Source organism: Helicobacter sp. L8 (genome assembly GCF_003660355.1).
In the GTDB taxonomy this organism is placed as follows: domain Bacteria; phylum Campylobacterota; class Campylobacteria; order Campylobacterales; family Helicobacteraceae; genus Helicobacter; species Helicobacter labacensis.
In genome coordinates, this window is record NZ_QXQR01000008.1 from 1 (window position 1) to 21,014 (window position 21,014).

At 46.6% G+C, this 21,014-nt stretch carries 23 protein-coding genes; 11 read left to right on the plus strand and 12 right to left on the minus strand.

The window, feature by feature from the left end:
* The coding region (locus EAO37_RS09390; RefSeq protein ID WP_205589744.1) for a hypothetical protein at positions 1-335 on the plus strand (335 nt) is incomplete at its 5' end.
* A gap of 130 nt (positions 336-465) precedes the next feature.
* On the opposite strand, the gene EAO37_RS09395 is transcribed toward EAO37_RS09390, so the two are convergent.
* Genes EAO37_RS09395 through EAO37_RS05200 form a run of 4 tightly spaced genes read right to left on the minus strand, consistent with a single transcriptional unit; the run spans position 466 to position 2,735 of the window.
* Positions 466-1,023: a hypothetical protein gene (locus tag EAO37_RS09395; RefSeq protein ID WP_205589745.1), complete on the minus strand. Its 558-nt coding sequence runs from the start codon at positions 1,021-1,023 to the stop codon at positions 466-468.
* A complete protein-coding gene (locus tag EAO37_RS09400) occupies positions 1,023-1,253 on the minus strand; it encodes a hypothetical protein (protein ID WP_205589746.1) in 231 nt (76 codons plus the stop codon). Before EAO37_RS09400 ends, EAO37_RS09395 begins: the two co-directional genes overlap by 1 nt.
* Entirely contained in the window at positions 1,246-1,623 is a 378-nt protein-coding gene (locus EAO37_RS09405; protein ID WP_205589747.1) for a hypothetical protein, read from the minus strand. The genes EAO37_RS09400 and EAO37_RS09405 overlap by 8 nt, the downstream gene beginning before the upstream one ends.
* A gap of 17 nt (positions 1,624-1,640) precedes the next feature.
* Positions 1,641-2,735, minus strand: coding sequence for a tyrosine-type recombinase/integrase (locus EAO37_RS05200; protein ID WP_205589748.1), 1,095 nt, complete (start codon positions 2,733-2,735; stop codon positions 1,641-1,643).
* A 174-nt stretch (positions 2,736-2,909) separates the two neighbouring features.
* Here EAO37_RS05200 and EAO37_RS05205 point away from each other — a divergent pair, with 174 nt between their 5' ends.
* The 4 genes from EAO37_RS05205 to EAO37_RS05220 are packed head-to-tail and all read left to right on the plus strand — an operon-like array spanning position 2,910 to position 6,576.
* Positions 2,910-3,914 carry a formamidase gene (locus EAO37_RS05205; protein WP_120946269.1) on the plus strand — a complete coding sequence of 335 codons (1,005 nt, stop codon included), beginning with the start codon at positions 2,910-2,912 and terminating at the stop codon, positions 3,912-3,914.
* Positions 3,915-3,944: 30 nt separating this feature from the next.
* Entirely contained in the window at positions 3,945-4,973 is a 1,029-nt protein-coding gene (locus tag EAO37_RS05210; RefSeq protein ID WP_240451734.1) for a DMT family transporter, read from the plus strand.
* Entirely contained in the window at positions 4,970-5,383 is a 414-nt protein-coding gene (locus EAO37_RS05215; protein WP_120952046.1) for a CoA-binding protein, read from the plus strand. The genes EAO37_RS05210 and EAO37_RS05215 overlap by 4 nt, the downstream gene beginning before the upstream one ends.
* Complete coding sequence (locus tag EAO37_RS05220) at positions 5,347-6,576, plus strand: hypothetical protein (protein WP_205589749.1); 1,230 nt, start codon at positions 5,347-5,349, stop codon at positions 6,574-6,576. Before EAO37_RS05215 ends, EAO37_RS05220 begins: the two co-directional genes overlap by 37 nt.
* Here EAO37_RS05220 and prpB read toward each other — a convergent pair.
* From prpB to EAO37_RS05255, 7 genes are all read right to left on the minus strand, one after another.
* On the minus strand, positions 6,573-7,445 hold the full coding sequence (prpB, locus tag EAO37_RS05225; protein WP_120952048.1) for a methylisocitrate lyase: 873 nt from the start codon (positions 7,443-7,445) through the stop codon (positions 6,573-6,575). The two genes, EAO37_RS05220 and prpB, sit on opposite strands and share 4 nt — an antisense overlap.
* An 8-nt stretch (positions 7,446-7,453) precedes the next feature.
* Positions 7,454-8,920, minus strand: a complete 1,467-nt coding sequence (gene prpD, locus EAO37_RS05230; protein ID WP_120952051.1) for a 2-methylcitrate dehydratase — start codon at positions 8,918-8,920, stop codon at positions 7,454-7,456.
* A 43-nt stretch (positions 8,921-8,963) separates the two neighbouring features.
* Positions 8,964-9,638 carry a YggS family pyridoxal phosphate-dependent enzyme gene (locus EAO37_RS05235; protein WP_120952054.1) on the minus strand — a complete coding sequence of 225 codons (675 nt, stop codon included), beginning with the start codon at positions 9,636-9,638 and terminating at the stop codon, positions 8,964-8,966.
* A 9-nt stretch (positions 9,639-9,647) separates the two neighbouring features.
* Entirely contained in the window at positions 9,648-11,474 is a 1,827-nt protein-coding gene (locus tag EAO37_RS05240; protein ID WP_120952057.1) for a menaquinone biosynthesis decarboxylase, read from the minus strand.
* 3 nt (positions 11,475-11,477) lie between these two features.
* Positions 11,478-13,055, minus strand: coding sequence for a phosphoglycerate dehydrogenase (gene serA, locus EAO37_RS05245; protein ID WP_120952060.1), 1,578 nt, complete (start codon positions 13,053-13,055; stop codon positions 11,478-11,480).
* 8 nt (positions 13,056-13,063) lie between these two features.
* Complete coding sequence (locus EAO37_RS05250) at positions 13,064-13,474, minus strand: hypothetical protein (protein ID WP_162982266.1); 411 nt, start codon at positions 13,472-13,474, stop codon at positions 13,064-13,066.
* 68 nt (positions 13,475-13,542) lie between these two features.
* A complete protein-coding gene (locus EAO37_RS05255; protein ID WP_205589750.1) occupies positions 13,543-15,207 on the minus strand; it encodes a 30S ribosomal protein S1 in 1,665 nt (554 codons plus the stop codon).
* Positions 15,208-15,276: 69 nt separating this feature from the next.
* On the opposite strand from EAO37_RS05255, the gene EAO37_RS05260 reads away from it, so the two are divergent.
* On the plus strand, positions 15,277-16,089 hold the full coding sequence (locus EAO37_RS05260; protein ID WP_120952066.1) for a glycosyltransferase family 2 protein: 813 nt from the start codon (positions 15,277-15,279) through the stop codon (positions 16,087-16,089).
* 87 nt (positions 16,090-16,176) lie between these two features.
* Positions 16,177-16,452 carry a hypothetical protein gene (locus EAO37_RS05265; protein WP_120952069.1) on the plus strand — a complete coding sequence of 92 codons (276 nt, stop codon included), beginning with the start codon at positions 16,177-16,179 and terminating at the stop codon, positions 16,450-16,452.
* Positions 16,453-16,501: 49 nt separating this feature from the next.
* Here the strand turns inward: EAO37_RS05265 and EAO37_RS09610 are convergent, their stop codons facing one another.
* The gene (locus EAO37_RS09610) at positions 16,502-17,704 is read right to left on the minus strand and encodes a hypothetical protein (RefSeq protein WP_240451735.1); all 1,203 of its coding nucleotides are present in this window, start codon (positions 17,702-17,704) and stop codon (positions 16,502-16,504) included.
* Positions 17,705-18,246: 542 nt separating this feature from the next.
* Between EAO37_RS09610 and EAO37_RS05280 the strand changes: the two genes are divergently transcribed.
* The 4 genes from EAO37_RS05280 to EAO37_RS05290 all read left to right on the plus strand — a co-directional run bounded on the left by EAO37_RS05280 (position 18,247) and on the right by EAO37_RS05290 (position 20,991).
* Entirely contained in the window at positions 18,247-19,167 is a 921-nt protein-coding gene (locus EAO37_RS05280) for a tetratricopeptide repeat protein (RefSeq protein WP_162982965.1), read from the plus strand.
* A gap of 16 nt (positions 19,168-19,183) precedes the next feature.
* Positions 19,184-19,402 (plus strand): hypothetical protein, encoded by a 219-nt coding sequence (locus EAO37_RS09615; protein ID WP_240451736.1) that lies wholly within the window; start codon positions 19,184-19,186, stop codon positions 19,400-19,402.
* A gap of 89 nt (positions 19,403-19,491) precedes the next feature.
* Positions 19,492-20,136, plus strand: coding sequence for a hypothetical protein (locus tag EAO37_RS05285; RefSeq protein ID WP_240451737.1), 645 nt, complete (start codon positions 19,492-19,494; stop codon positions 20,134-20,136).
* A gap of 9 nt (positions 20,137-20,145) precedes the next feature.
* Positions 20,146-20,991, plus strand: coding sequence for a tetratricopeptide repeat protein (locus tag EAO37_RS05290; RefSeq protein ID WP_120952079.1), 846 nt, complete (start codon positions 20,146-20,148; stop codon positions 20,989-20,991).
* The last annotated feature ends 23 nt before the right edge of the window (positions 20,992-21,014 follow it).

Consider the following 21,014-nt stretch of genomic DNA (forward strand, 5'->3'; position numbering starts at 1 on the left):
TCCTCAAAACAGATAAGAAATGCGGGTTATTAGTTAGGAGGAGTGCATTCGTTACTTATACCTTTGGATACTATCCATTGCCTCAGTTATACGATACCAATGTTGTTAGAGATACTTACCCAAACAATGAGAAAACCCATAAATATGATGATCCCAAGACTCGTCAAGCCTTTTTGCTCAAATACTACAAGACTTTTTCTAGCCAATTACGCAAACGCGGTAGTTACCATCCCCTAAAAACTGAATTTCGCCATGGATGTATGAGTGCTTTAGATGCAGAGCTCGATTACCCACGCCACACTATTTACAATCCTATAAACAATGTAGAATTTTGATGGCTCTGCAAGCACCAACCCTTTTAAGGCACGGGATCAGGCATTCCATACTTGTTATTTTTAGAGGAGTAACTCTCTAACTCCTTATCCCTGTCCTTATAATTAACCATCTTGGTTTTGTTAACACCACTCATTCCGATTTGTATTCCCTTCTGTGGATGTCAGTCACTAACGCAGAGTGCATCGCCATCGTTTTATTTAAAAACAATAGTTGGTTAGTGATTTCTCGCAGATAAGCAAGGGTAAGAATTTTAATCTTCTGATTATAGTCTGCTAGCACTTGGGATTGAGCATCCTTGTCTTTAGCAGCAGCTAAGGCTTCCTGAAACTCTTTGGTAGTTTGATCTAACTCATTAGAGAGCTTGTCTTTAGCGAGTAAAATAGGTTCACAGGTATTAGTGTCTGGATTCTCTTTACAATACTGGATTTGTTGTTTGTTATCATTGGCATTCTTATCTATGACACCTAATTCTGCCTTGAGTTTGTCCAATCTTGCTATTAGGGGCTGGATTTTTTCATTGAGCTGTTGTTCTTGTTTGATTTTCTTTTTGAACTTAGCTACAGCCCTTCTTAGTCTTTCTTGATTGGCTGCTGTATAATCCCCCTCTAAGATTGCCTTAGCCTCTGTGGTGTAGGAGTTATCCATGTCAATTTCATCGCGCACTTCATTGAGACTCTGGCACACCATTAAGCCATAGACCTCCCCGTGATTTCATCCCTCAAATTCTGATAAGTGGAAAAGGTGCTATCATCACTCAAAGCGTGCAACAGAGCTTTAGCGTCTTTGACAAGCATTGTCTCTGCACCTGTGCCTACAATGGCTTTGCTCAAATCAGTTGCCTTGTAGCTTAGTTTGTTAACATCCAGCCACGGACACTCTTTTTGCAGATACTTGTCTCTGAGCTTGTCTCTAGTCAAAGTTCTCTACAGCCTGTTTCAAGTCTTCATAATTAGCCTGAATGCTAGCAATTTGGCTTTTGAACTGATCGAGCAATCTCATAGGATTGGCAATGGTGATCGCAGAACCACTAATAAGGGCGTTTGCCTTGTTCATAAGATCATTGACTTTGTTTAATTGAGCGATTTGCTCTTGGGCTTTAGAAATCATCTCCTCGTATTTTCTAATCCCATCTACCATCTTGCCTATCATCGTGCTCTGTTGGCTATTAGTGGTGGCTAAATGCGCATTCGCTTCTGCATCATAGGTGAGCATACCAGCAGCTAGAGCATTAGAGACAAGAGTGCTAGAGAGAATAAGGGAAAAGAGAGGTTTGTGTGTCCATTGCATTATCTTGGCATTATAGCCTAGCTTTTCTTAGATTGTTGAGCTTGTAAAAGCGTGTCAAACACGCAAGCGACCTTTTTGTTGTGTTCTTGGGTGGTGTGGATATAGACTTTCGTAGAGAGGAGGGATTTATGCCCTAGAGCTCTGCTAGTTAGGACCAAATCCTGTGTTTCTTGATAGATGAGCGTAGCAAAGCTATGCCTAAAGAGGTGTAAGCCCGTGCCGTATGTCTGATAATGCTCAATCTGAGAGCACTTGAAAATCTTAGTAATGAAGTTTTTGAGTTGGCAAGTCCTTTGGGATTGTGTGGCTTTTTTAAAAAGAAACACCCCATTGAAGTATTGTAGTCTCTTGGGGTCATTCATCCAAGCGTGCAAAGCTTGCTCTAAGATGGATTTTCTAATGTAGGCTTTTCTCTCTTGCTTGTTCTTGCCCAGCACGAGAATAGAGTAGTTTTGCTCTTCAGGCTTGATATTTTTGAGCTCCAAATTAAACACTTCACTTTTTCTCAGTCCGCCCAGTATCACAAGCAACAAGATACATTTGTTGCGTTTTTCATAGCTAGAGCGGGGTTGGTATTCTAGTAGTGTTTGGATAAAGTTTCTTAAGTCTTGGGCATTCAAGTGTTTGGGCAAGGTCTGGGTTGTTTGCGCAAAAGCAAGGTTTTTTAGCGGAAAATCAAAGTTGTATCCGCGTTTTCTATCCAAATAGTCAAAGAATTGTCTAAGATACATCACATACTTAGCCATAGAACTGGGTTTTCTGGTCTGGGCTAGTCCAAAGAGAAAGCTAATCACTTGCTCTTCTGTAAGGCTTTTCAAGCTCTTTAGCTTGATGTGGGCTTTGAAGTGTGTGAAAAACAAGAACAAGATGCGCATCATCAATATATGCTTGATTCCTTGATTGTAAAGAGCGTGGCACAGACTCTCTAATGTGCTGATGTGTTGGCATTTCAACATTTCCTCTTGGTAACAGATCACCTTAGCCATATCTTCTAAAGCCTGCACGGGTGTGAAGCTTTTGATCTTGTAATGTAAGAACGCCTTGATATTCTCAAAGAGCTCTCTTTGTGTCTTGCTCAAGCGTAAAGCTGGATTAGTTGTTATTTTTGCCATTTTCATCTCCCTTATGTTGGTTTTATTGTGTTACTCTTCCCAAGTCTATCTTTTAGGGATGGATGGGCGTTCCTGAGTCCCTAAAATTCTCCTTTTGTTTACCCTGTATTAAAAGAGTTCTTTTAATACTCCGCAAGCAACTTTAGTTGCTTATTTTATTCACAAGGAGTTTTTATGGGTAGCATTGGAAGTATGGGTAAACCCATTGAGGGGTTTTTGGTAGCGGCCATCCAGTTCCCCGTCCCCGTGGTTAACAGCCGAGCAGACATTGACAAAAACATTGAAAGCATCATTAGGACCCTGCATGCCACTAAAGCGGGTTATCCGGGCGTAGAGCTCATCATTTTCCCTGAATACAGCACACAGGGTTTGAATACCGCCAAATGGCTGAGTGAAGAATTCTTGCTAGATGTGCCCGGCAAAGAAACCCAAATGTATGCCCAAGCGTGTAAAGAAGCCGGAGTCTTTGGGGTCTTTTCTGTGATGGAGCGCAATCCTGATCCCAACAAAAACCCCTATAACACCGCCATCATCATCAACCCTAAGGGTGAAATTGTGTTGAAATACCGCAAACTCTTCCCTTGGAATCCTATTGAACCTTGGTATCCCGGAGATTTAGGTATGCCTGTGTGCGAAGGACCCGGAGGCTCTAAACTTGCCGTGTGCATCTGCCATGATGGCATGATCCCAGAGTTAGCCAGAGAGGCGGCTTATAAGGGATGCAATGTCTACATCCGCATTTCTGGCTACAGTACTCAAGTCAACGATCAATGGATTTTAACGAATCGCTCCAACGCGTGGCACAATTTGATGTACACCGTGAGTGTGAACTTGGCTGGTTATGACAATGTCTTCTACTACTTTGGAGAGGGGCAAATCTGCAACTTTGATGGCACCACTTTAGTGCAGGGGCATCGCAATCCTTGGGAGATCGTTACAGGCGAAATCTATCCAAAAATGGCGGACAACGCGCGCCTAAGCTGGGGTCTAGAGAATAACATTTACAATCTAGGTCACCGCGGGTATGTAGCAAAACCCGGAGGTGAAAGCGATGCGGGCTTGACTTATATCAAAGATTTGGCTGCGGGCAAATACAAATTGCCTTGGGAAGATCACATGAAAATCAAAGATGGCTCTATCTATGGCTATCCCACCACTGGCGGGCGTTTTGGCAAATAGATTTTAGGGGGGGTTTGGAGGGGTTGCCCCTTGCAGGGGCGTTTTTATCTCAGAGAACACCACACCCTAAACACGCGGGCGCGTTTATCAATCCATGCTAGCATGGAGGCTATTTCTTGGAGAGTGTTTTGTGTGTTGCCAGAATCGAATCTAAATGTGCGCTTGGGGGTGTTTTACATGGCTTTGGGGGCATTGAGCTTTGGTTTGCTCAACGCGCTCATTAAGATGCTAGGTTCTTATTATTCGCCCCTAGAGAATGTCTTTTATCGCTCCTTTTTCATGCTTTTCTTTCTATGGGGGCTTTATTACATCAAACCCTTTTCCTTTAGGGCGCACAAGCCCGGGGGGCTTTTTTTATTGATCTCTAGAGTGTTTGTGGGGCAGGTGGGTATGATCTTGATCTTTTACAATATTGCCAACATGGATTTAGGCAGTGCGATCGCCTTTAGCCAAAGTGGACCCATTTACGCCATTTTCATCGCATGGTGGGTGCTCAAAGAGCGCATCACTTGGCAATTAATGCTTTCTGCCCTCTTGGGGATTTTAGGGGTGGGTTTGGTGGCTGACCCACATACTAGCGGGCTCTCTTGGGGATTGGTGATCTCGGGGGTGCTGAGTGGTTTGATGATGTCTTGTGCCTATGTGAGCTTGAATAAACTCAAAGAGTATTATGATGGGGGGTTTGTGATCGTAGTCTTCTCGGTGTCTTTAACCCTAATGAGTTTGGCTTTGATGGGCTTTGACATTCCCCCCTTTGCCTCAGGTTACCACCCTTTGCGCTTTGAGGGAGTGTGGTGGCACTGGGATTTATGGCTCTTGATTGGCACGGGTTTAAGCGGAGCTTTAGGGCAGTGCTTTATTACTAAAGCCTACATGATCGCCCCTGCTGGGCTGATCTCCCCAGTAGATTACACCCGTTTGTTGTGGGCAGTGCTCTTTGGTATGCTTTTAGGCGATCCGCGCTTGCATGCCCTGCAGATTTTAGGCATGGGGCTCATTGTGCTCTCGGGGATTCTCATCGTCTTAGAGAGTAAAACTAAAGCAAAGGATAAAACATGAACGCACAAGCGTTACGCTTATTGTTAGAAAGCCGTTTTTTAGGCATTGTGGGCTTAAGCCCTGATCCACATAAGGACAGCCACAAGGTCGGGGCGTATTTGCAAGCGCAGGGCTACCATATTGTGCCTATTTATCCTAAGACGGATACACCCATTTTAGGACAAGCCGTCTATGCTACCCTTAAAGAGGCGCAAGCTGCCCAGCCCCTAGATGGGGTGATTGTTTTTAGAAAATCTGCAGCGATCATGCCCCTAGCCCAAGAGTTTTTAACCCTCACGCCCCTACCCAAATTCTTTTGGATGCAATTAGGCATTACAAACGCCCAAGCCCAAGAATTATTACAAGCGCATGGCGTGGCGGTGGTGCAAGATCATTGCGCCCTAGTAGAACACCACAAAGCGCAAGGTTAAACATTCTCCCCTCTAGCACACCCAGCCCCCTTTATAGCCGTCTTTTAGGCTTGCTGGTAGTGGTGAGCCTAATACTGGGGGTGGTTAAGAGTTTAGAGATTTCTATTAGCTATAAAGAAGCCCTACTCTATTTTAGCACGCCTAGTTTTTGGCTTGATGCTCTCTTGTTGGGGGCGTTGCGCGATTTTGTGGGAGTGGTGGGTAAATTCCTTCCTCACGATCTGACTTTGCGTCTACCCAGTCTGCTTTTGCACGCGCTCAATCTCATCTTACTCTACCGGCTAAGTCTCAAACTCCAGCCCAAAAAACCCTACGACCCCCTCTTAAGCGTGTTCACCTTTGCGTTGCTCCCGGGTGTGCAACTAGGCGCGATTCTCTTAGGAAAAGTGAGTTTGCTCTTCACCCTAGCTCTCTCTAGCATGCTCTTATTCCACACGCGCATCTTCTACGCCTTAATCCCTCTGCTCGCGCTCTTTGATCCAAGCTGTGTGGTCTTACTCAGTGCTTTTTTTCTCTACGCGCTCAAACACAAACACCGCCTCAAAGCCGGCTTGTTGGGCGTGGCTTTGGGTTTCAATGTGCTCTATTTTAAACCCGTCTCTGGCATGCCACAAGGCTTTTTCTTACAAACCCTCTTTGTGATGTTTGTGCTCTATTCTCCCTGTTTATGCCTTTACTACCCTTATGCGCTTTACGCACAGGTGATCAAGGCGCGCCAACAAGATAGTTTAGTGGGGATGGTGGGCGCAGTGGGCTTTTGTTTGCCCTTACTCCTATCCTTGCGTCAAGAAATTAACCCACAATTTCTAGCCTATGGCGTGTTGGGGATACCCGTCTTACTCAAGCACGCCCTCTCTAGTATCCGCGTGCACCTCCCCCTCTTTCGCACCCACTATCGTATCCGCTATAGCCTTGTCTTTGGCACTCTGCTTTTAGAAAGCCTGTATTTGTGGGGAGGATACAATCCCTTTGTGCGCACGCACTACATCGCCAAAGAGTTGGCATCAGAACTACAAGCGCGCGGTGTGTATGCGGTGCACACTTTCGCGCCTAAAATGGCACTACGCCTGCGCTTTTATGGTATCCAAGAGGGGGGGAACACCTTCCTTATTGAATCCAACAAACCCGGGGACATCAATATCACCTACAGCCACAAAATAGCCGCAAGTTACAACCTCATCTTCAAACCCTAGTCTTTGGCTAAAAGCGCGTCCATTTGGGCTTCGTAGCTATAGTAGTCCAACATCTCATAGAGTTCCTCCCTGGTTTGCATGCGCGCAATTTGATCGCGCTGTGTGCCCTTGTCTTTGAGGTCTTGGTAAACTTCTAGGGCGGCTTTGTTCATCGCCCTAAAGGCGCTCAAAGGATAGAGTGCCATTTTCACCCCCACGCTTTTAAGCTCCTCAAGGCTAAATAAGGGGGTGCGTCCAAATTCGGTGATATTGGCTAAAATGGGCACTGGCACGGCTTGCACAAAAGCGCGGTATTCCTCCAAACTCTCCAAAGCTTCCGCAAAGATCGCATCTGCGCCTGCGCCCACATAGCTTAGAGCGCGTGTGATAGCAGATTCTAGCCCTTCTTTGGCGCGTGCGTCCGTGCGCGCGATCAAGTAAAAATGCGGGTCTAGAGATCGCGCTTGGTGGGCTGCACCCAAGCGATCGCACATCTCTTGGGTGGACACACATGCTTTATTAGGGCGGTGTCCACAGCGCTTGGCACTCACTTGATCTTCTAAGTGCGCCCCCGCTGCCCCGCTTTTAATGAGTTGGGTGATCGTTCTGGCAATATTGAGGGCATGCCCAAAGCCTGTATCCGCATCCACAATCAAGGGGGTAGGACAGATCGCACAGATGCGCTGCACATCCATGCACACCTCTTGCAAACCCGTGATCCCCAAATCTGGCAAGCCATAGGACGCGTTAGCCACCCCCGCCCCTGAGAGATACAAAGCCCTATGCCCCACCTTGGTGGCTTGCAGAGCTTGGTAAGCGTTGATCGTGCCCACAATTTGCAAGGGCGCGCTCTCCACTAAGGCTTCTCTAAATTTTTTTCCTGCGCTCATGCAATCCCCTAAAAGGCAAAGAGATCGCTAAAGGTGTCAAAGTCCATTTGCAACAACGCCTCCTCGTGAAAGACGATCTCTTCAATCTGGCTTGCGCGTTTGGGGGCGTAAACACCCCTTAAAGCCTGTTTAAATTTTTCATAAAGCAAGGGTAAGCCCTCTTCGCGTCTGAATTTATGCCCGATGGGGTAGTGGATCTCTAGCTTTTGGGTTTTTGTGCCATCCTTGAAAAATACCTGCAGGGCGTTGGCAATAGAGCGCTTGGTGGGGTCTAGGTATTCGCGTGTGTAGCGATCGTCTACCTTAACCTCGCTCAAAGCCCTTAGTGCGTCAATACGCGGATCGGCTGCGCTAGCATCGCTATAAGAATGTTCGTTTAAATCCCCATGCAAGAGCGCGTAAGCGACCATGTATTGGATGCAGTGATCGCGATCGGCATAATTGTGTAGCTCTCCCTCTTTATTGATAATGCGGTGTCCGGATTCTTGAGTGGTGATCTCGATCTTGGCGATGTCCTCTATTCTGTCTTTGAGCTCTGGATGCAATTTGATCGCGCATTCTACAGCGGTTTGGGCATGGAACTCCGCTGGAAAAGAGAGTTTGAAGAGCACATTTTCCATCACATAGCTAGAAAACTCTTGAGGGATGTGCAAGACATCGCCTTTTTCCTGTTGGTTTTTCATAAAGACATCTTGATAACCCCAGTAGTGCGCGCTTAAAGCCGAAGGGTAGCCCATTTCTCCACTGAGTGCCTTGAGAGCTAAATCCACTCCCCGACTACTCGCATCTCCAGCTGCCCATGACTTCCTAGAACCCGCATTGGGCGCGTGGCGATAACAGCGCAAACTCCCTCCATCTACAAAGGCGTTAGAAACCCCATTGCGCACCTCTTCAAAACTCCCCCCTAGCAACCCTGCGCCCACCGCTGTGCTAGCGATGCGCACCAAAAGGACATGATCTAAGCCCTCAATATTAAAACAATTCTCTAAGGCTAAAACCCCTTGGATTTCATGGGCTTTGATCATGGCATTCAAAATTTGCTTGACCTGTAGGGGTTTTTGTCCTTTAGCGCGCTTAGCGCGACTCAAATAATCCCCCAAGCCCCAAATCGCTCCTAGATTGTCTGAGGGGTGTCCCCATTCAGCCGCTAGCCATGTATCGTTGAAATCTAGCCAGCGCACCATGCAACCGATATTAAATGCCGCGCGGATGGGCTCAAGCTGATAAGCGGTCCCGGGGATTTTACTCCCTAGTGGGCGTAGCTGTGCGCCCGGAACACTAGGACCTAGTAATTTGGTGCACTCGGGGTGCTTTAAGGAGAGCAGAGCACAGCCAATCGAGTCGATCAGGCATAGTCTGGCTGTTTGGTAGGCTAATTCAGAAGTGATTTCATAATCCACCACATAGCGCGCGATAGTAGAGAGTAGGTTGTCAAATTCAGGTCTAGTGGTTTGCAAAGTGCCCATGTGTGGCATGTGTATCCTTGATAATGAGATAGCAAATTATAATCTAGGAATCTTAACCCGCAAACAGCGCATGCCCAATGCGCACCATATTCGCCCCGTAAGCGATCGCGCACTCAAAATCCGCACTCATCCCCATAGAGAGAATACTAGGATTGGGTAGTATGTCAAAAATATCTTTGGCTTGAGCAAAAGCGCGCTCTAGGGCTTGGGTGTAACTAAAATTTGGAGTGCTAGGAGGAGTAGGAGCAATAACCATGATGCCCTTTAGGCAGATATGCGGGCAGGTTTGGCTAATATGGGTGTATATTTCTAAGGCTTGTTCTGGGATCACCCCGCTTTTAGTGCCCTCCTTAGAAACATTGACTTGTAAAAGCGCGTTGAGGGTGCTATGGCTACGCGCCTCTATAGCTTGGGCGAGTTCTAGGGAGTCTAGGGCGTGGAATAAAAAGGGTTTGAGGGCTAAGAGTTTGTTAATTTTATTGCGTTGCAAATTGCCTAGCATGTGCCACTCTAGGGGCAAGCTCTCTAGCGCGTTGGATTTTACCTGCAAGTCCTGCACCTTGTTTTCTCCAAAGGCGCGTTGTCCACAGGCATACAGCGCGCGCACCTGTTCAGCGGTGGCGTATTTAGACACGGCGATGAGCTGCACAATATGGTGGCGGTTATAGCTCAAGCGGGCTTTTTCAATGCGCTTGATGATTTGATCTAAGCGTTTGGCAAAATCCATCTGTGTCCTTTAAGTGCTAGGGGAATTATAAATATGGTAGTGCTTGTAAAGCGGATCGTCTAGGGGGGGGATGAGTCCTAAGCGGTGTAATTTTTGCAAAACCTCTAGGGAGCAATCGGTTTCTAGGGGCCATTCTCTAGTATGCCCCTCTAGCGCGCTTTTGTCTGTGGCATCCAAGAACACCAGCCCCCCTTCTATTTTGAGATCGCGCTTGGCATCTAAATTATTGGTGATGCGCCAAAGTAACATATAGGGGTTGTTGAGGTCGTTTTTATGCGCGTCCACAAAGATCATAATACTTAGAGCACTCTGCAGGTCTTTAAGCCCTTCTAGCGTGCTCAATAAGGGGCGCCTCTTTTGCACCCCCACCACACAAAGGGGGTTGGCGGTGTGGGTGCCATATTGTCTTAGAATCAAGGCTTCGGGCAACACCGCTTGCACGCGCTTTAAAAGCGCGCTATCTTCTAAGAGATGCGGGGTTTTAGAGCTGGGTATGCTCGCATCAATGCCCAGTTTCCCCCCAAAGGCAAAGTGAGGACTGGCATGATCTAGCGCATCGCACACCCCCTCGCTTACCACGAGCCTAGAGGGGTCAAAGTGGTTTAAAATATGGGTAAAAATAGCCGGGTAATCCTGCAAACTAGGGGCATTAGGACCTACAAAAATAGCATGCTTGACAAAACTCATCTGCCCCGTGCCCCAAAAGTGGTGCATGATCTGACTGGCGTGTCCGGGGTAACTGGGTGCAATCTGGGCTAAAATGAGATTGTGAAACACCCCATTTTCAGGCATGTGATAATCTAAGAGCCCATAGGTGCTTTTTTGAATCAAGGGCAAAAAAAGCCGTTCGGTCAAATAGCCCATGTATTTGTCTTCTAAGGGAGGTTTACCCACCACGCAGGCTAAATAAATGGGGTTGGGCTTGATTCGCAACGCGCTCACTTCTAGGAGTGGGTAGGGTTCTTGGGGGGTGTAAAAGCCCGTGTGATCTCCAAAGGGACCCTCTAGGCGCATCTGCTTAGGGTCCACCCAGCCCTCAAGGATAATATCCCCATCACGGGGCACACAAATTGGGTTGGTGTGCGAGCGCATAAGAAAAGCGCGCTTACCTCTTAGCAAACCATAGAGCCAGAGTTCAAACATGCCATAGGGCAGGGGTGCTTGCCCACACCAAGTGTAGAGCGGATCGCCTCCGATGACAACACTTACAGGCATTTTACGCCCCGCTTGTTTGTAGGCGTGGAAAAAGTGGTTGCCATCTTTGTGGATTTGCCAGTGCAAGCCTAGATGATTCTTGTCATAGACTTGTAGACGATACAGCCCTAAATTTTTATATGCCCCGTCTAAACTTTGGGTGTAGATCTGCCCCATTGTGATAAAGGGGGCGGCGTCTTTTTCCCAAGTGGTGAGGATGGGTAGATCATAGAGGTTGACTTGATCGCCGGTATAGTTGATGTGATCGGTAGGTTTGTTAGAGATTTTTGGGGAAATGTGATAAAGAGTTGTTAGGGTTTTGAGCGCGTGCCAAATTTCTCTCAAGTTCTTGGGTTTTTGCATATTGAGCAAAGCCTCTAGTTGGGCACAACATGCGCTAATGGGCTTGCCCAAGAGGAGCTCCATGCGCCTAGAAGAGCCAAAGAGATTGGTTAAGACGGGTATACTGAAAGATTTGTTATTTCTGCCATCAATGGGCTTCGTGCATAAGAGGGCTTTGCCCCCTTGGGGTTTTTTAGCTTCTAAATAAGCTAAATGGGGGATTTCTAAATAAATGTCTAGGGGAGTATCTAGGGTCTGTAATTCCCCTAAGCTCTCTAATTGAGCTAAAAATGCGCGCACGCGTTAAATACAAACCAAGCAGGCGTGCAAGCAATGGGGGATTTGCTGGAGCGCGTGCAAAATATCCGCACTAATGGGCGCGTCCACTAAGATCACCGCTAAGGCTTCTTGTTTGTCATTGCGCCCCAATCTGAAATCTGCGATATTGATCCCATGCTTGCCTAAAGTCTGCCCCACATTACCCACCACCCCGGGCACATCGGTATTTTTAAATAAAATCATGTTGCCCTGGGGTTTAATGTCCATTTCAAAGCCGTTTATGTTAGTGATCTTGAGCAAGTCGTCCGCAAAGATCGTCCCACTCACTTGGGTGCTTTGCGTGCGGGTGGTGAGCTGGAGGGTGATTGCGTTAGTGTAGGGGGTGGCGTTGTCTAAAGTGCGTGTGCTAATGGCAATTTGGCGTTCCTGAGCGACAAAGCGCGCGTTGACTTCATTGATTTGATCGCCTAGGGTGGGTTTGAGCAGTCCTAAAAGGGCGAAAGTGAGTAAAGAATCGGCGTATTCGCGCACAGGTCCAGCGACAATGAGCTCGAGCGCGCCAATCGCATCTTTATTGATCTGTGCGGAGAAAAAGCCTAGTTTTTGGGTGAGTTGTAAATACGCCTTGGCATGTGCGGGCATGGGGGTTTTAATAGAGAGATTAAGCGCATTGGGGTAAGCACTCCCTTTTAAGGCTTGAATCACCGCCTTAGCCGCTTCTAGGGCGATTTGTTCTTGGGATTCCAAAGTGTTAGCCCCGATATGCGGAGTGGCATAGACATTCTCTAAATCCAATAAAGGGTTGGCTGTGCTAGGTTCTTTGCTAAAGACATCTAGCCCCAACCAACGCACTTTTTTAGAACGCAACGCTTCCAAGAGCACTTCTTCGTTGTAAAGCCCCCCGCGCGCGCAGTTGATGAGAATCACCCCCTCTTTCATTTTAGCGATCTGAGGCGCGTCGATGATATTGATCGTTTCTTTATTTTTAGGGGTGTGGATGGTGATACAATCACAGGCTAAAATCTCGTTAAAATCTGTGGTGTAGTGCACCCCTAAGTCTGTGGCTTTGGATTTGTGGATATAGGGATCGTAAGCGATCACCTCCATACCAAAGGCGCGCGCGCGCACTCCCACGCGCGAACCGATATTCCCAAAACCGATGATGCCTAACTTCTTGCCCTTGAGTTCTGTGCCATACCAATCTTCGCGCTTCCAAAGCCTCTCAGATTTGAGTTGCGTGTTCGCGCTAGGGAAGCGGCGCACGGCGTTGAGCAAGTGCGCCATGGTGAGTTCTACGGCTGCGATGGTGTTAGCTGTGGGGACATTCATCACCACAATGCCCTTTTTAGAACACAGATTGATATTGACATTATCCACACCCACCCCCGCGCGCACAATAGCCCTGAGCTGATGGGCGTGTTCGAGCATGGGCGCATCAATGGGGGTCATGCTCCGTGTAATGAGCGCGTGGGCGTTTTTAAGCGCGGAGGGCAGGGCATCTTTAGGGGTGTTGGAGTGATCTAGAATCTCTAAATTAGTTTGCGCATTGAGCAAAGCAAGGCCGGCATGGTGGATGGGATCACAGATAACAACTTGGGACATACTCTTCCTTAATTGAGTTGGTAGGGGATTTGGTAGTAGCGCAGATCGTCTAAAAAGGCTTGGCGCAGGGGAGAGTTGGGGAGATAGATGATTAAGGTTGTCGTGCGCCCCTTTTTGTCCGTAGCAAAATCAATGCGCTTTTCTTTTAAAATTTCATGCAGGCAAAAGAATTTATACGAATCCAAGTTACGCACAAATAATTTTTGTGCCTGCTTGTGTTCGCGAAACTCTAGGGTGATTTGGCGCTCCAAAATGGGGTAATCAAAATCCTTGAACTCTGGGGGATTGTGGGTGAGTTTTTCTGGTGGGCGGGGTTGCGCAGGGGAGGTTAGCGAATCTAAAACGCCCTTGGGAGGGTGGGGAGGGGGCGGGGGTTTGATATGGCTGAGATAAAACTGATAGCCTAAATCCAGTGCCACGAAAGCCGCTAGCCCCATAACCCCCAAAGAGACAACTAACCTAAAACGCTTTTTCTTCATCAAAGAGATCAGAATTTGCCAGCAAGTTTATCTCCCAAGGTGATCTTGTCTCTCTTGGCGTTGAAAGCTTGTAATTGCTCGCGTTCCCTTTTGTGTTCCAAACGGCGCACGGAGGCGCGCGCCTTGTGGGCGGTTTTATCCAAAGAAACCAGCACGCTGGTGATCTCCTGACCCATGGTGATCTCTTCTTTTTTAAGGGGAGCTAAATCCTCGGTCTTGATCAAGACATCGATATTGTCCACGCGCACAAAGACCCCAAAATCTTTAACACTCACCACGCTACCTTGGATGGTGTCGTTGATCTTATGTTTCTGGGCAAAAGCCTCGATGGGAGAGGGTTGCTTAAACTTCATATCCAAAGAGATTTTCTCCTCTTCCCTGTTGATACGCGCGATCTTAGTTTGCACCACATCGCCTAGTTTGAAATGATCCTTGCATTTTTGATCGGCTTCCCAAAAGGCATCTTTATTGTGCAAGAGTCCATCCACACCCCCCAAATTGATAAACGCCCCAAAATCCGTGAGGCTCACTACCTTGCCTTCCACAACATCCCCGATTCTGTGCTTGGAAACAAATTCGTTAAAGGGCTTGTCGGAAAGCTGTTTGAGAGAGACACGCAAACGGCGGTTTTTGCTGTCTATTTCGATGATTTTGACATCAATTTCTTGATCCAATTCCAAATAATCTTGGGGGTGCTTGACATCTTTGTTCCAAGAGATTTCTGAGATATGTAAAAAGCCCTCGATGTCATTGCCAATATCCACAAACACCCCGTAACTCTCAATGCTGCTCACCACAACCTTGATGGCATAGCCCACTTTTAATTTGCTTTGGATCTCCTCCCATGGGTCCTCCATTGTAGCTTTAATAGAGAGAGATAGGCGTTTTCTCTCCTCATCATAAGCGATCGCCTTCACCTGCACCTCATCGCCTTCCTTGAAATGCTTTGCTGGATTAGCCGATCCGCGGTGCGTGATCTCGCTGTAATGCACCAAGCCTTCTACCCCATTGACCTCCACAAACACCCCAAATCCCGTAATGCTTTTGACAATACCTTTATGGGCTTCTTGGGAAGCCATCAAGGCTTTTGCGCCCTCGTGCTGTTGCTTGTCATGCACATCAAAAAAACGCTTTCTAGAAACATTGATAGAGCCCGCCTCTGGGTCTATAGAAGTGATACACACTTTAATGTGTTTGCCGATGTGCTTGCCATCGCGCCGTAAAGAAGACTGGGATTTGGAGAGAAAATACTCCGCCCCCTCTTTATCCGCAAGGACATACCCCCCCTTGTTCTCACGCACGATCTTCCCCTCCACAACCTTGTCTTTGTAATGCTCTCCAAGCTGGGCGATCTTAGCTTGCACCTTGTCATAGACAAGGGCGCGTTTATACGACACACTGGGGCGCTCCCCGCGTTGGGAAACATACACCCGAATGGGGCTATCCACACCAAAGAGCAAATTCCCCTGCGCGTCCTTGATCTCCTCTAGACTGAGTCGCCCCTCAGTTTTGCCCCCCACGCTCACCATCGCGTAATTCTCCACTTCATTGATGGAAACGACCACGCCCTCTTTAACCATGCCCCTTTGTTCTACCTCATCCTCCTTGCCCATAGTATCCATATATTGCTTGAACACTTCAGACTCGTCCAAAGATTCCAACTCTTGATTCATCCACAACCTTGCTAAAAAATTCAGGCTATTGTAGCCTTTATTTACTTATAATTACCAAAAAGAGCGCCCATGTCCTTGCCCTTTGTGCGCCCCCATTTTAATACCATCTCCTTAGTGATCACCACTTACAACCAAGAAGCCCGTTTAGCACTGGTGTTAGATTCGATTCTCCAGCTTGTTTTCAAGCCTGATGAAGTGCTGATCGCCGATGATGGAAGCACGCCTAAAACCCGTGCATTATTAGAAAACTATCAGTCTAAATTCCAAGCCCAAGCTTTGCCCTTGACCCATGTATGGCAGGAAGATTTAGGATTTCGCGCCGCCAAGAGTCGCAACAACGCTATCACGCGCGCTAGGGGGGACTACATTGTCATCATTGACACCGATATGATCTTGCACCCCTATTTTATTTATGATCACCTCTACTTTGCGCGCCCTAAAACTTTACTACAAGGGGGGCGCGTGATCTTAAACCCTGTAGAAAGCCAAATAATGCTAGATCGCCATGATCATAGCCTAGCCATGCATAAAAGAAGCTATAAAAACCACCGCCGCTTAAGCCTAGCCAAACTCTTTTATCTCCCCAGTGTGCGCACTTGTAAAACTAATGTTTTGCTCAAGGGGGTCAGGAGCGCGAACATGAGTTTTAGCAAGGCGGATTTTTTAGCCATTGAGGGGTTTAATGAAAATTTTGTAGGCTGGGGTAGGGAGGATAGCGAATTTGTGGCGCGTTTTCTCTTTAATGGTGGGGTGATGAAACGCCTGCGCTTTTGTGCGCTAGCTTACCACATTCACCATAAAGAAAACGATCGCGCCTATTTAGAGAAAAACCATGCGCTTTACTTGCAAACCTTGCAAGAGCGCAAGATAGCTTGGCGTTGAGATAATAATTTTTATTCTTAAGATTATTTTTAGCTGTTTTATAGTAGAATGGGAGGGGAGGTTTATACTACTATAAAAGGAGCTAGCATGAGCGCGAAAACCAAGCAGTATCTCTTTGCTCTTTGGTTTGTCGTGGGATTGAGTGTGACCGGGTCGTTTGTAAAGCACTTTTCTGAGATACGCCATTGGTTGTGGTGGGAGCACATGCTGATTTTATTTGGAATGGTGTGGGTGTTCAGCGTCCCATTCGATTTCTTTAAAATATCCCGCCCCGATAAGATTCCATTGAAACCCATGCTATTGCTTACAGTCCCTGCCATACCCATAACCTTACTAATTAATAGGGCGTTAGGTTGGTGGTGAGTTGTAAAAAAATCTTTATGCAACCATTGGGATAAGCAGGCGGATCATTTTATTCCTTTGCTAAGTGCTTTTGCAACGCCAAGCATAACGCATTATCAGACTTAAACGCCTGTAACTTGTCTTGGGAGTTAAGATACACACAGGGGGCGTTGTCAATGGAGATCAAACGCAAAGACTTTAGGTATTTTTGCAAGGGTTGGGGGTTGTAGGTGCGTTGTTGGAAGATTTGCAAGCAGAGTGCCTTAGCCTCTTTGTTTAAATATTGTGGTTGCAAGCAGGGGGTGGGGTATTTAGGGAGAATCATTTGCATCGCTGTTTTCATGCCATTTATTGCCTTGGCAACCTTATAGACATCAAGGCCACGCACTACAAAAAATAAAGGAACACCAGAAGGGTTTTTTATTTCGTGCACATTGCTAATAACATGCCAATAATCTTCCATGTTGGAAGCGTATTGATTTTTATAATCCCCCAAGAAAGCAAGGGCGCGCGCATCGTAATAAGTTGCCCATAATTGTAAATCTTGTTGCACATCGGCACCCATAGAACTGATGATCTGGGTTTGTAAAAAATTTTCGGGGTCAGAATCTATATCAAAACTAAAGCCGTTATAGTGGCTATTAATGAGAGCGTATTGCGCATTGATGTATTTAAAATCTTTAAAATAGTTCTCCGCGCCTTTAGTCATGTTTAAAATATCTTCTTGAGTTCCCATGTGAAACAAATAATTATCAAGATATGACGTGTCAAACTTGGCTTGCAATGTTTGTAAATAATCTGTGATGTCTAAACCCTGATGATAAGCCCTTAACAAGGGGGTGTAGATCAATTCTATGCCCTTTAAAAATTCTAATGTGCTCTTTTGGGCATTAAAGGGCTTAACACGCTCGGGAGAATCATCTCTACATTCAACATCAGGGATATAGTCGTGCAAAAGGGTAGCGAGGTTAAACATCTCAAGGGCTTTGAGTGCTTGGATCATTTGGGCTTGCTTGGGGGTTTTGGGTTGCAAGGCTTGTAAAAGCGGAATGTGATCAACAAAGGTTTTTAGGTTCTTGACAAGGGCTGGTGCCTCCCTTTGCATGGCAAGCGAATAGACCATGTCATTATCTATGCGATCGCAACGCTCTTTGAAGGCTTGGTAGTAGATTTTAACCATCAAGGCGTGGGCTTGTTGCATTTGCTGGATTAAACTAGGGTTTATAGCCCATAGGGGGCTGATGAGTAGAAGCAGGCTAATTAAACGAATCATTAAAATCCTTGCATTGATATTTGGCATGGATTATAGCACGCTCCAATCTTAATAATTTGGGCTAGATTCCGCGCACAGGGCTTTCAAGCCCCCCATCAAGAGGCTAGTTATGCGCCCCTTAAGCATTTCTTTATTTTTACCCTCCTAACGTTTCATTTCTATAAAAAGGATCACCATGTCTAGCCTTGTGCACTCCGTGCGGGGGGGGGGGGTAACTCTCTCTAACTCTCTTGCTTCTTTAGCCCTTGCTCTAGGGGGGCTTTTATGAAATTCTCTAAATCTTGTTCTTTAATCCTTAGTGGGTGTTTGTTAGCCCCCATGCTTAGTGGGTGTTTGGGAGGGTTATTGGGGAGTGCAAAACCCCAAGAAACGGGGTTAGAAGCCTATGACAAAAAAAGCAACAGGCTAGAAAGGCTGAGGAGGCTAAACGACAACAACAAATAGCACGCACACGAGCAAGCATGTCGCCATTTGGAGTTGAGCCGCCTAGAGAAAGGAGCGCAGACGCACTTTTTAAATACGCCATCCAAGCCTATCAAAACATGATCAAAAATGATTGGCGTGATCCGCATAGTCCAATGGGTTTTCATTCTCGGCTAGACATCTTAGAGCTATTTGAAAATGCCGCTAAAGCGGGCAGTGTGGAAGCGTATCGCTATATGGGGATCTTGTATCTTGGCGGACCCAATGGCGTAGGGCAAAGCTATAAACAAGCCATAGAGTACTTTAAAATTGCCATAGAAAAGGGGAGCGTGGAGGCTCTTGTGAATTTAGGGCAAATGTATTTACTTGGTCCGGGAGGTTCGTGGGGAGGAGGGGGTGTGGCTAAAGACCCTGCTAAAGCGATGGAGTACTTTAAAGAGGCAGCCCAAAAAGGGAGTGCCCTAGGGGCTTATGAGGCAGGGGAGCTTTATGCTAAGGGTCTTGGCGTGCCTAAAAATTTAGCCAAAGCCAGAGAATACTACAAAGAAGCGGCTGATAAGGGCTTGCCCATCGCTCTTAATGCCGTGGGTGAAATGTATGCCAATGCCCAAGGTGTCCCCAAAGACCTAGCCAAAGCCAAAGAATACTTCCAAAAGGCTGGCGATGGAGGGGAGCTTGAGGGGTATTATCATTTAGGCTTAATGTATTTTAAAGGCGATGGGGGGGCTAAAGACTTGGCTAAAGCCCTTGAGTACTTCCAAAAGGCGGCCAATGGGGGCGATGCTAATGCCTGTGCTTATTTAGGGGAGATGTATCTTAAGGGCGAGGGCGTGGCTAAAGACTATGACAAGGCTTTAAAGTATCTTGAAGATGGAGTCAAGGCAACAGATACGGGGGTAGCTGGTAGGGCTTATTGGAATTTAGCGGCCATTTATGCCAAGGGCTTAGGCGTGCTAGTGGATAAAAACCAAGCCCAAACCTACTACAAACAAGCGTGCGATGCAGGCTATGAGCAAGCCTGCACAGCTTTAAGCGAGTAACAAAGGGGGGCAAGGGATGAAAAAAGACTACCTAGAGATTGTCCTAGCCGTGCTCAAAGAGGCAAAAGCCCCCGTGTCCATCTATGAGCTTTACAACAAAGCCCAAGAACTCAAAGAGGCGGGCAAGATTAGCCAAATGTTTAGCATGGCTAAAGAAAAGGCGTATTACCCCGTTTGGCTTGCCCTAAAAAATGAGAAGGATTTGCCCTTTGTGAAAGTCTCTGATGGCCCATAAGCATCGCCCTTAAAGAGTATGCCACTTTCCAAAACCCCCAAGAGCCCCAAAAACCAGAGACGCATCACGAACGCCTATTACACCCCCTAGTGGCCCACTTTGCCCACCACAAATGGGCCGCACACACCAAGACCATTTACCACGAAAAAGCCCTAAAAGGCACAAAGGGCAAGAACTCTTGGCTGTATCCGGACATGGTAGGGGCGAGCTTTGCCTACCAAAACTTCGAGCCCACCTTGCGTAAATTTGTGGAGCATTTTTCTAGCCTGCCTTTAAAACTCTTTTCTTTTGAGCTTAAAAAAGAAATCACTTTAGGCACTTGTAGGGAATACTATTTTCAAGCCATTAGCAACAGCTCATGGGCACACGAGGGCTACTTAGTGGCAGAGAAAATTAACACAGCCGACAACGACTTAATGGAGTTGTTAAAACGCTTGCACGCGAGCTTTGGCATTGGAGTTGTGCTGTTAAATGTGCCAGACATCCCAAAAAGCCAAGTCTTGTTAAACGCCAAATCTAAAGAGAATTTAGACCACGCCATGCTGGGCGAATTGTCCCAAAACAGCCCCGATTTTAAAGACTTTCTAAACGCCTTGACTCTCTACCATGAAGCGATCAAGGCAAACATGAGCGAACAGACCAAATTAAAAGCCTTTGATGGCGTGCTAGACAAGGCGGCTTTGCAACATTACATAGAATTAGAGATTTTGGGGAAAATGCCTAAAGAGGCTTAGGGGGAAACTATGAAAATTAGCCGTGTAGAACAAAAGGGTACAAAAGTACTTGCCTACGATGAAAATGATGAGGAGCTTTTTAAAAAATCCGGAGAGTGTATTTTCTTTGTGGATGATTATGCCCTGATTAGGCGGGGGAATAAAATATGCAAGCTTGACCCTTATGGCTATGTTCTAGACCCTAATTTTGTTTTAACAATCGGTCGTGTGAGGTATAACGATACGGAAGTCAGTGTTTATGATGAGGAGGATCATGAACTCTTTAGCAAACCCGGAGCATATTTGAGTTTCACAAACGATGAAGTGCGTATTAGACAAGAGGATAAAATCAGTGTATTCAACCCTTATGGGGTTTTGATTAGGACAGAAACACCTAGAGTCGAAACACCTAACACTAAAAAATCTATGGGCTGTTTGGGATGGTTGATGCTGATCCTTGTAGGGCTGGCAATCATTATTGGCATTGCTTATTGCTCTGCAAAACAATATACAGAGAACCAAAGCACACGCCATGTTTTCACCAAAGATTACAACCAACGCGCCCAAGCCTTCCACGATGCCATGGATCTTTTCACACGGCAAGACTACAAACAAGCCCTAGAGCGTTTTGAGTGGCTCGCCCAAATCAAATACCGCCCCGCCTTTAGCTCTTATATGGCGGGACAATGCGCCTATAAAGAGAAACGCTACCAAGAAGCCATTAAATTTTACAAACAAAGCCTAGCGATCAAAGAGCAAGCCAGCTACACGAGCATTTTGTTAGAAAATCTCGCCAACGCCTACAAAGCCCTAAAAGACGAGAAACACTACACGCATTACAAGCACCTTTTAGAGCAACAAAAAACGCAAAATTGACACCACAAAGGCGGCTTACCCCC

Coding starts and splice junctions, on each gene's coding strand:
- EAO37_RS09405 (WP_205589747.1), bottom strand. CDS start 1,623: ATGCAATGGACACACAAACCTCTCTTTTCCCTTATTCTCTCTAGCACT.
- EAO37_RS05280 (WP_162982965.1), top strand. CDS start 18,247: ATGATCAAAAATGATTGGCGTGATCCGCATAGTCCAATGGGTTTTCAT.
- prpB (WP_120952048.1), bottom strand. CDS start 7,445: ATGAGCGCAGGAAAAAAATTTAGAGAAGCCTTAGTGGAGAGCGCGCCC.
- EAO37_RS05265 (WP_120952069.1), top strand. CDS start 16,177: ATGAGCGCGAAAACCAAGCAGTATCTCTTTGCTCTTTGGTTTGTCGTG.
- EAO37_RS05260 (WP_120952066.1), top strand. CDS start 15,277: ATGTCCTTGCCCTTTGTGCGCCCCCATTTTAATACCATCTCCTTAGTG.
- EAO37_RS09615 (WP_240451736.1), top strand. CDS start 19,184: ATGAAAAAAGACTACCTAGAGATTGTCCTAGCCGTGCTCAAAGAGGCA.
- EAO37_RS05235 (WP_120952054.1), bottom strand. CDS start 9,638: ATGGATTTTGCCAAACGCTTAGATCAAATCATCAAGCGCATTGAAAAA.
- EAO37_RS05200 (WP_205589748.1), bottom strand. CDS start 2,735: ATGGCAAAAATAACAACTAATCCAGCTTTACGCTTGAGCAAGACACAA.
- serA (WP_120952060.1), bottom strand. CDS start 13,055: ATGTCCCAAGTTGTTATCTGTGATCCCATCCACCATGCCGGCCTTGCT.
- EAO37_RS05290 (WP_120952079.1), top strand. CDS start 20,146: ATGAAAATTAGCCGTGTAGAACAAAAGGGTACAAAAGTACTTGCCTAC.
- EAO37_RS05215 (WP_120952046.1), top strand. CDS start 4,970: ATGAACGCACAAGCGTTACGCTTATTGTTAGAAAGCCGTTTTTTAGGC.
- EAO37_RS05205 (WP_120946269.1), top strand. CDS start 2,910: ATGGGTAGCATTGGAAGTATGGGTAAACCCATTGAGGGGTTTTTGGTA.
- EAO37_RS09395 (WP_205589745.1), bottom strand. CDS start 1,023: ATGGTGTGCCAGAGTCTCAATGAAGTGCGCGATGAAATTGACATGGAT.
- EAO37_RS09610 (WP_240451735.1), bottom strand. CDS start 17,704: ATGATTCGTTTAATTAGCCTGCTTCTACTCATCAGCCCCCTATGGGCT.
- prpD (WP_120952051.1), bottom strand. CDS start 8,920: ATGCCACACATGGGCACTTTGCAAACCACTAGACCTGAATTTGACAAC.
- EAO37_RS05255 (WP_205589750.1), bottom strand. CDS start 15,207: ATGAATCAAGAGTTGGAATCTTTGGACGAGTCTGAAGTGTTCAAGCAA.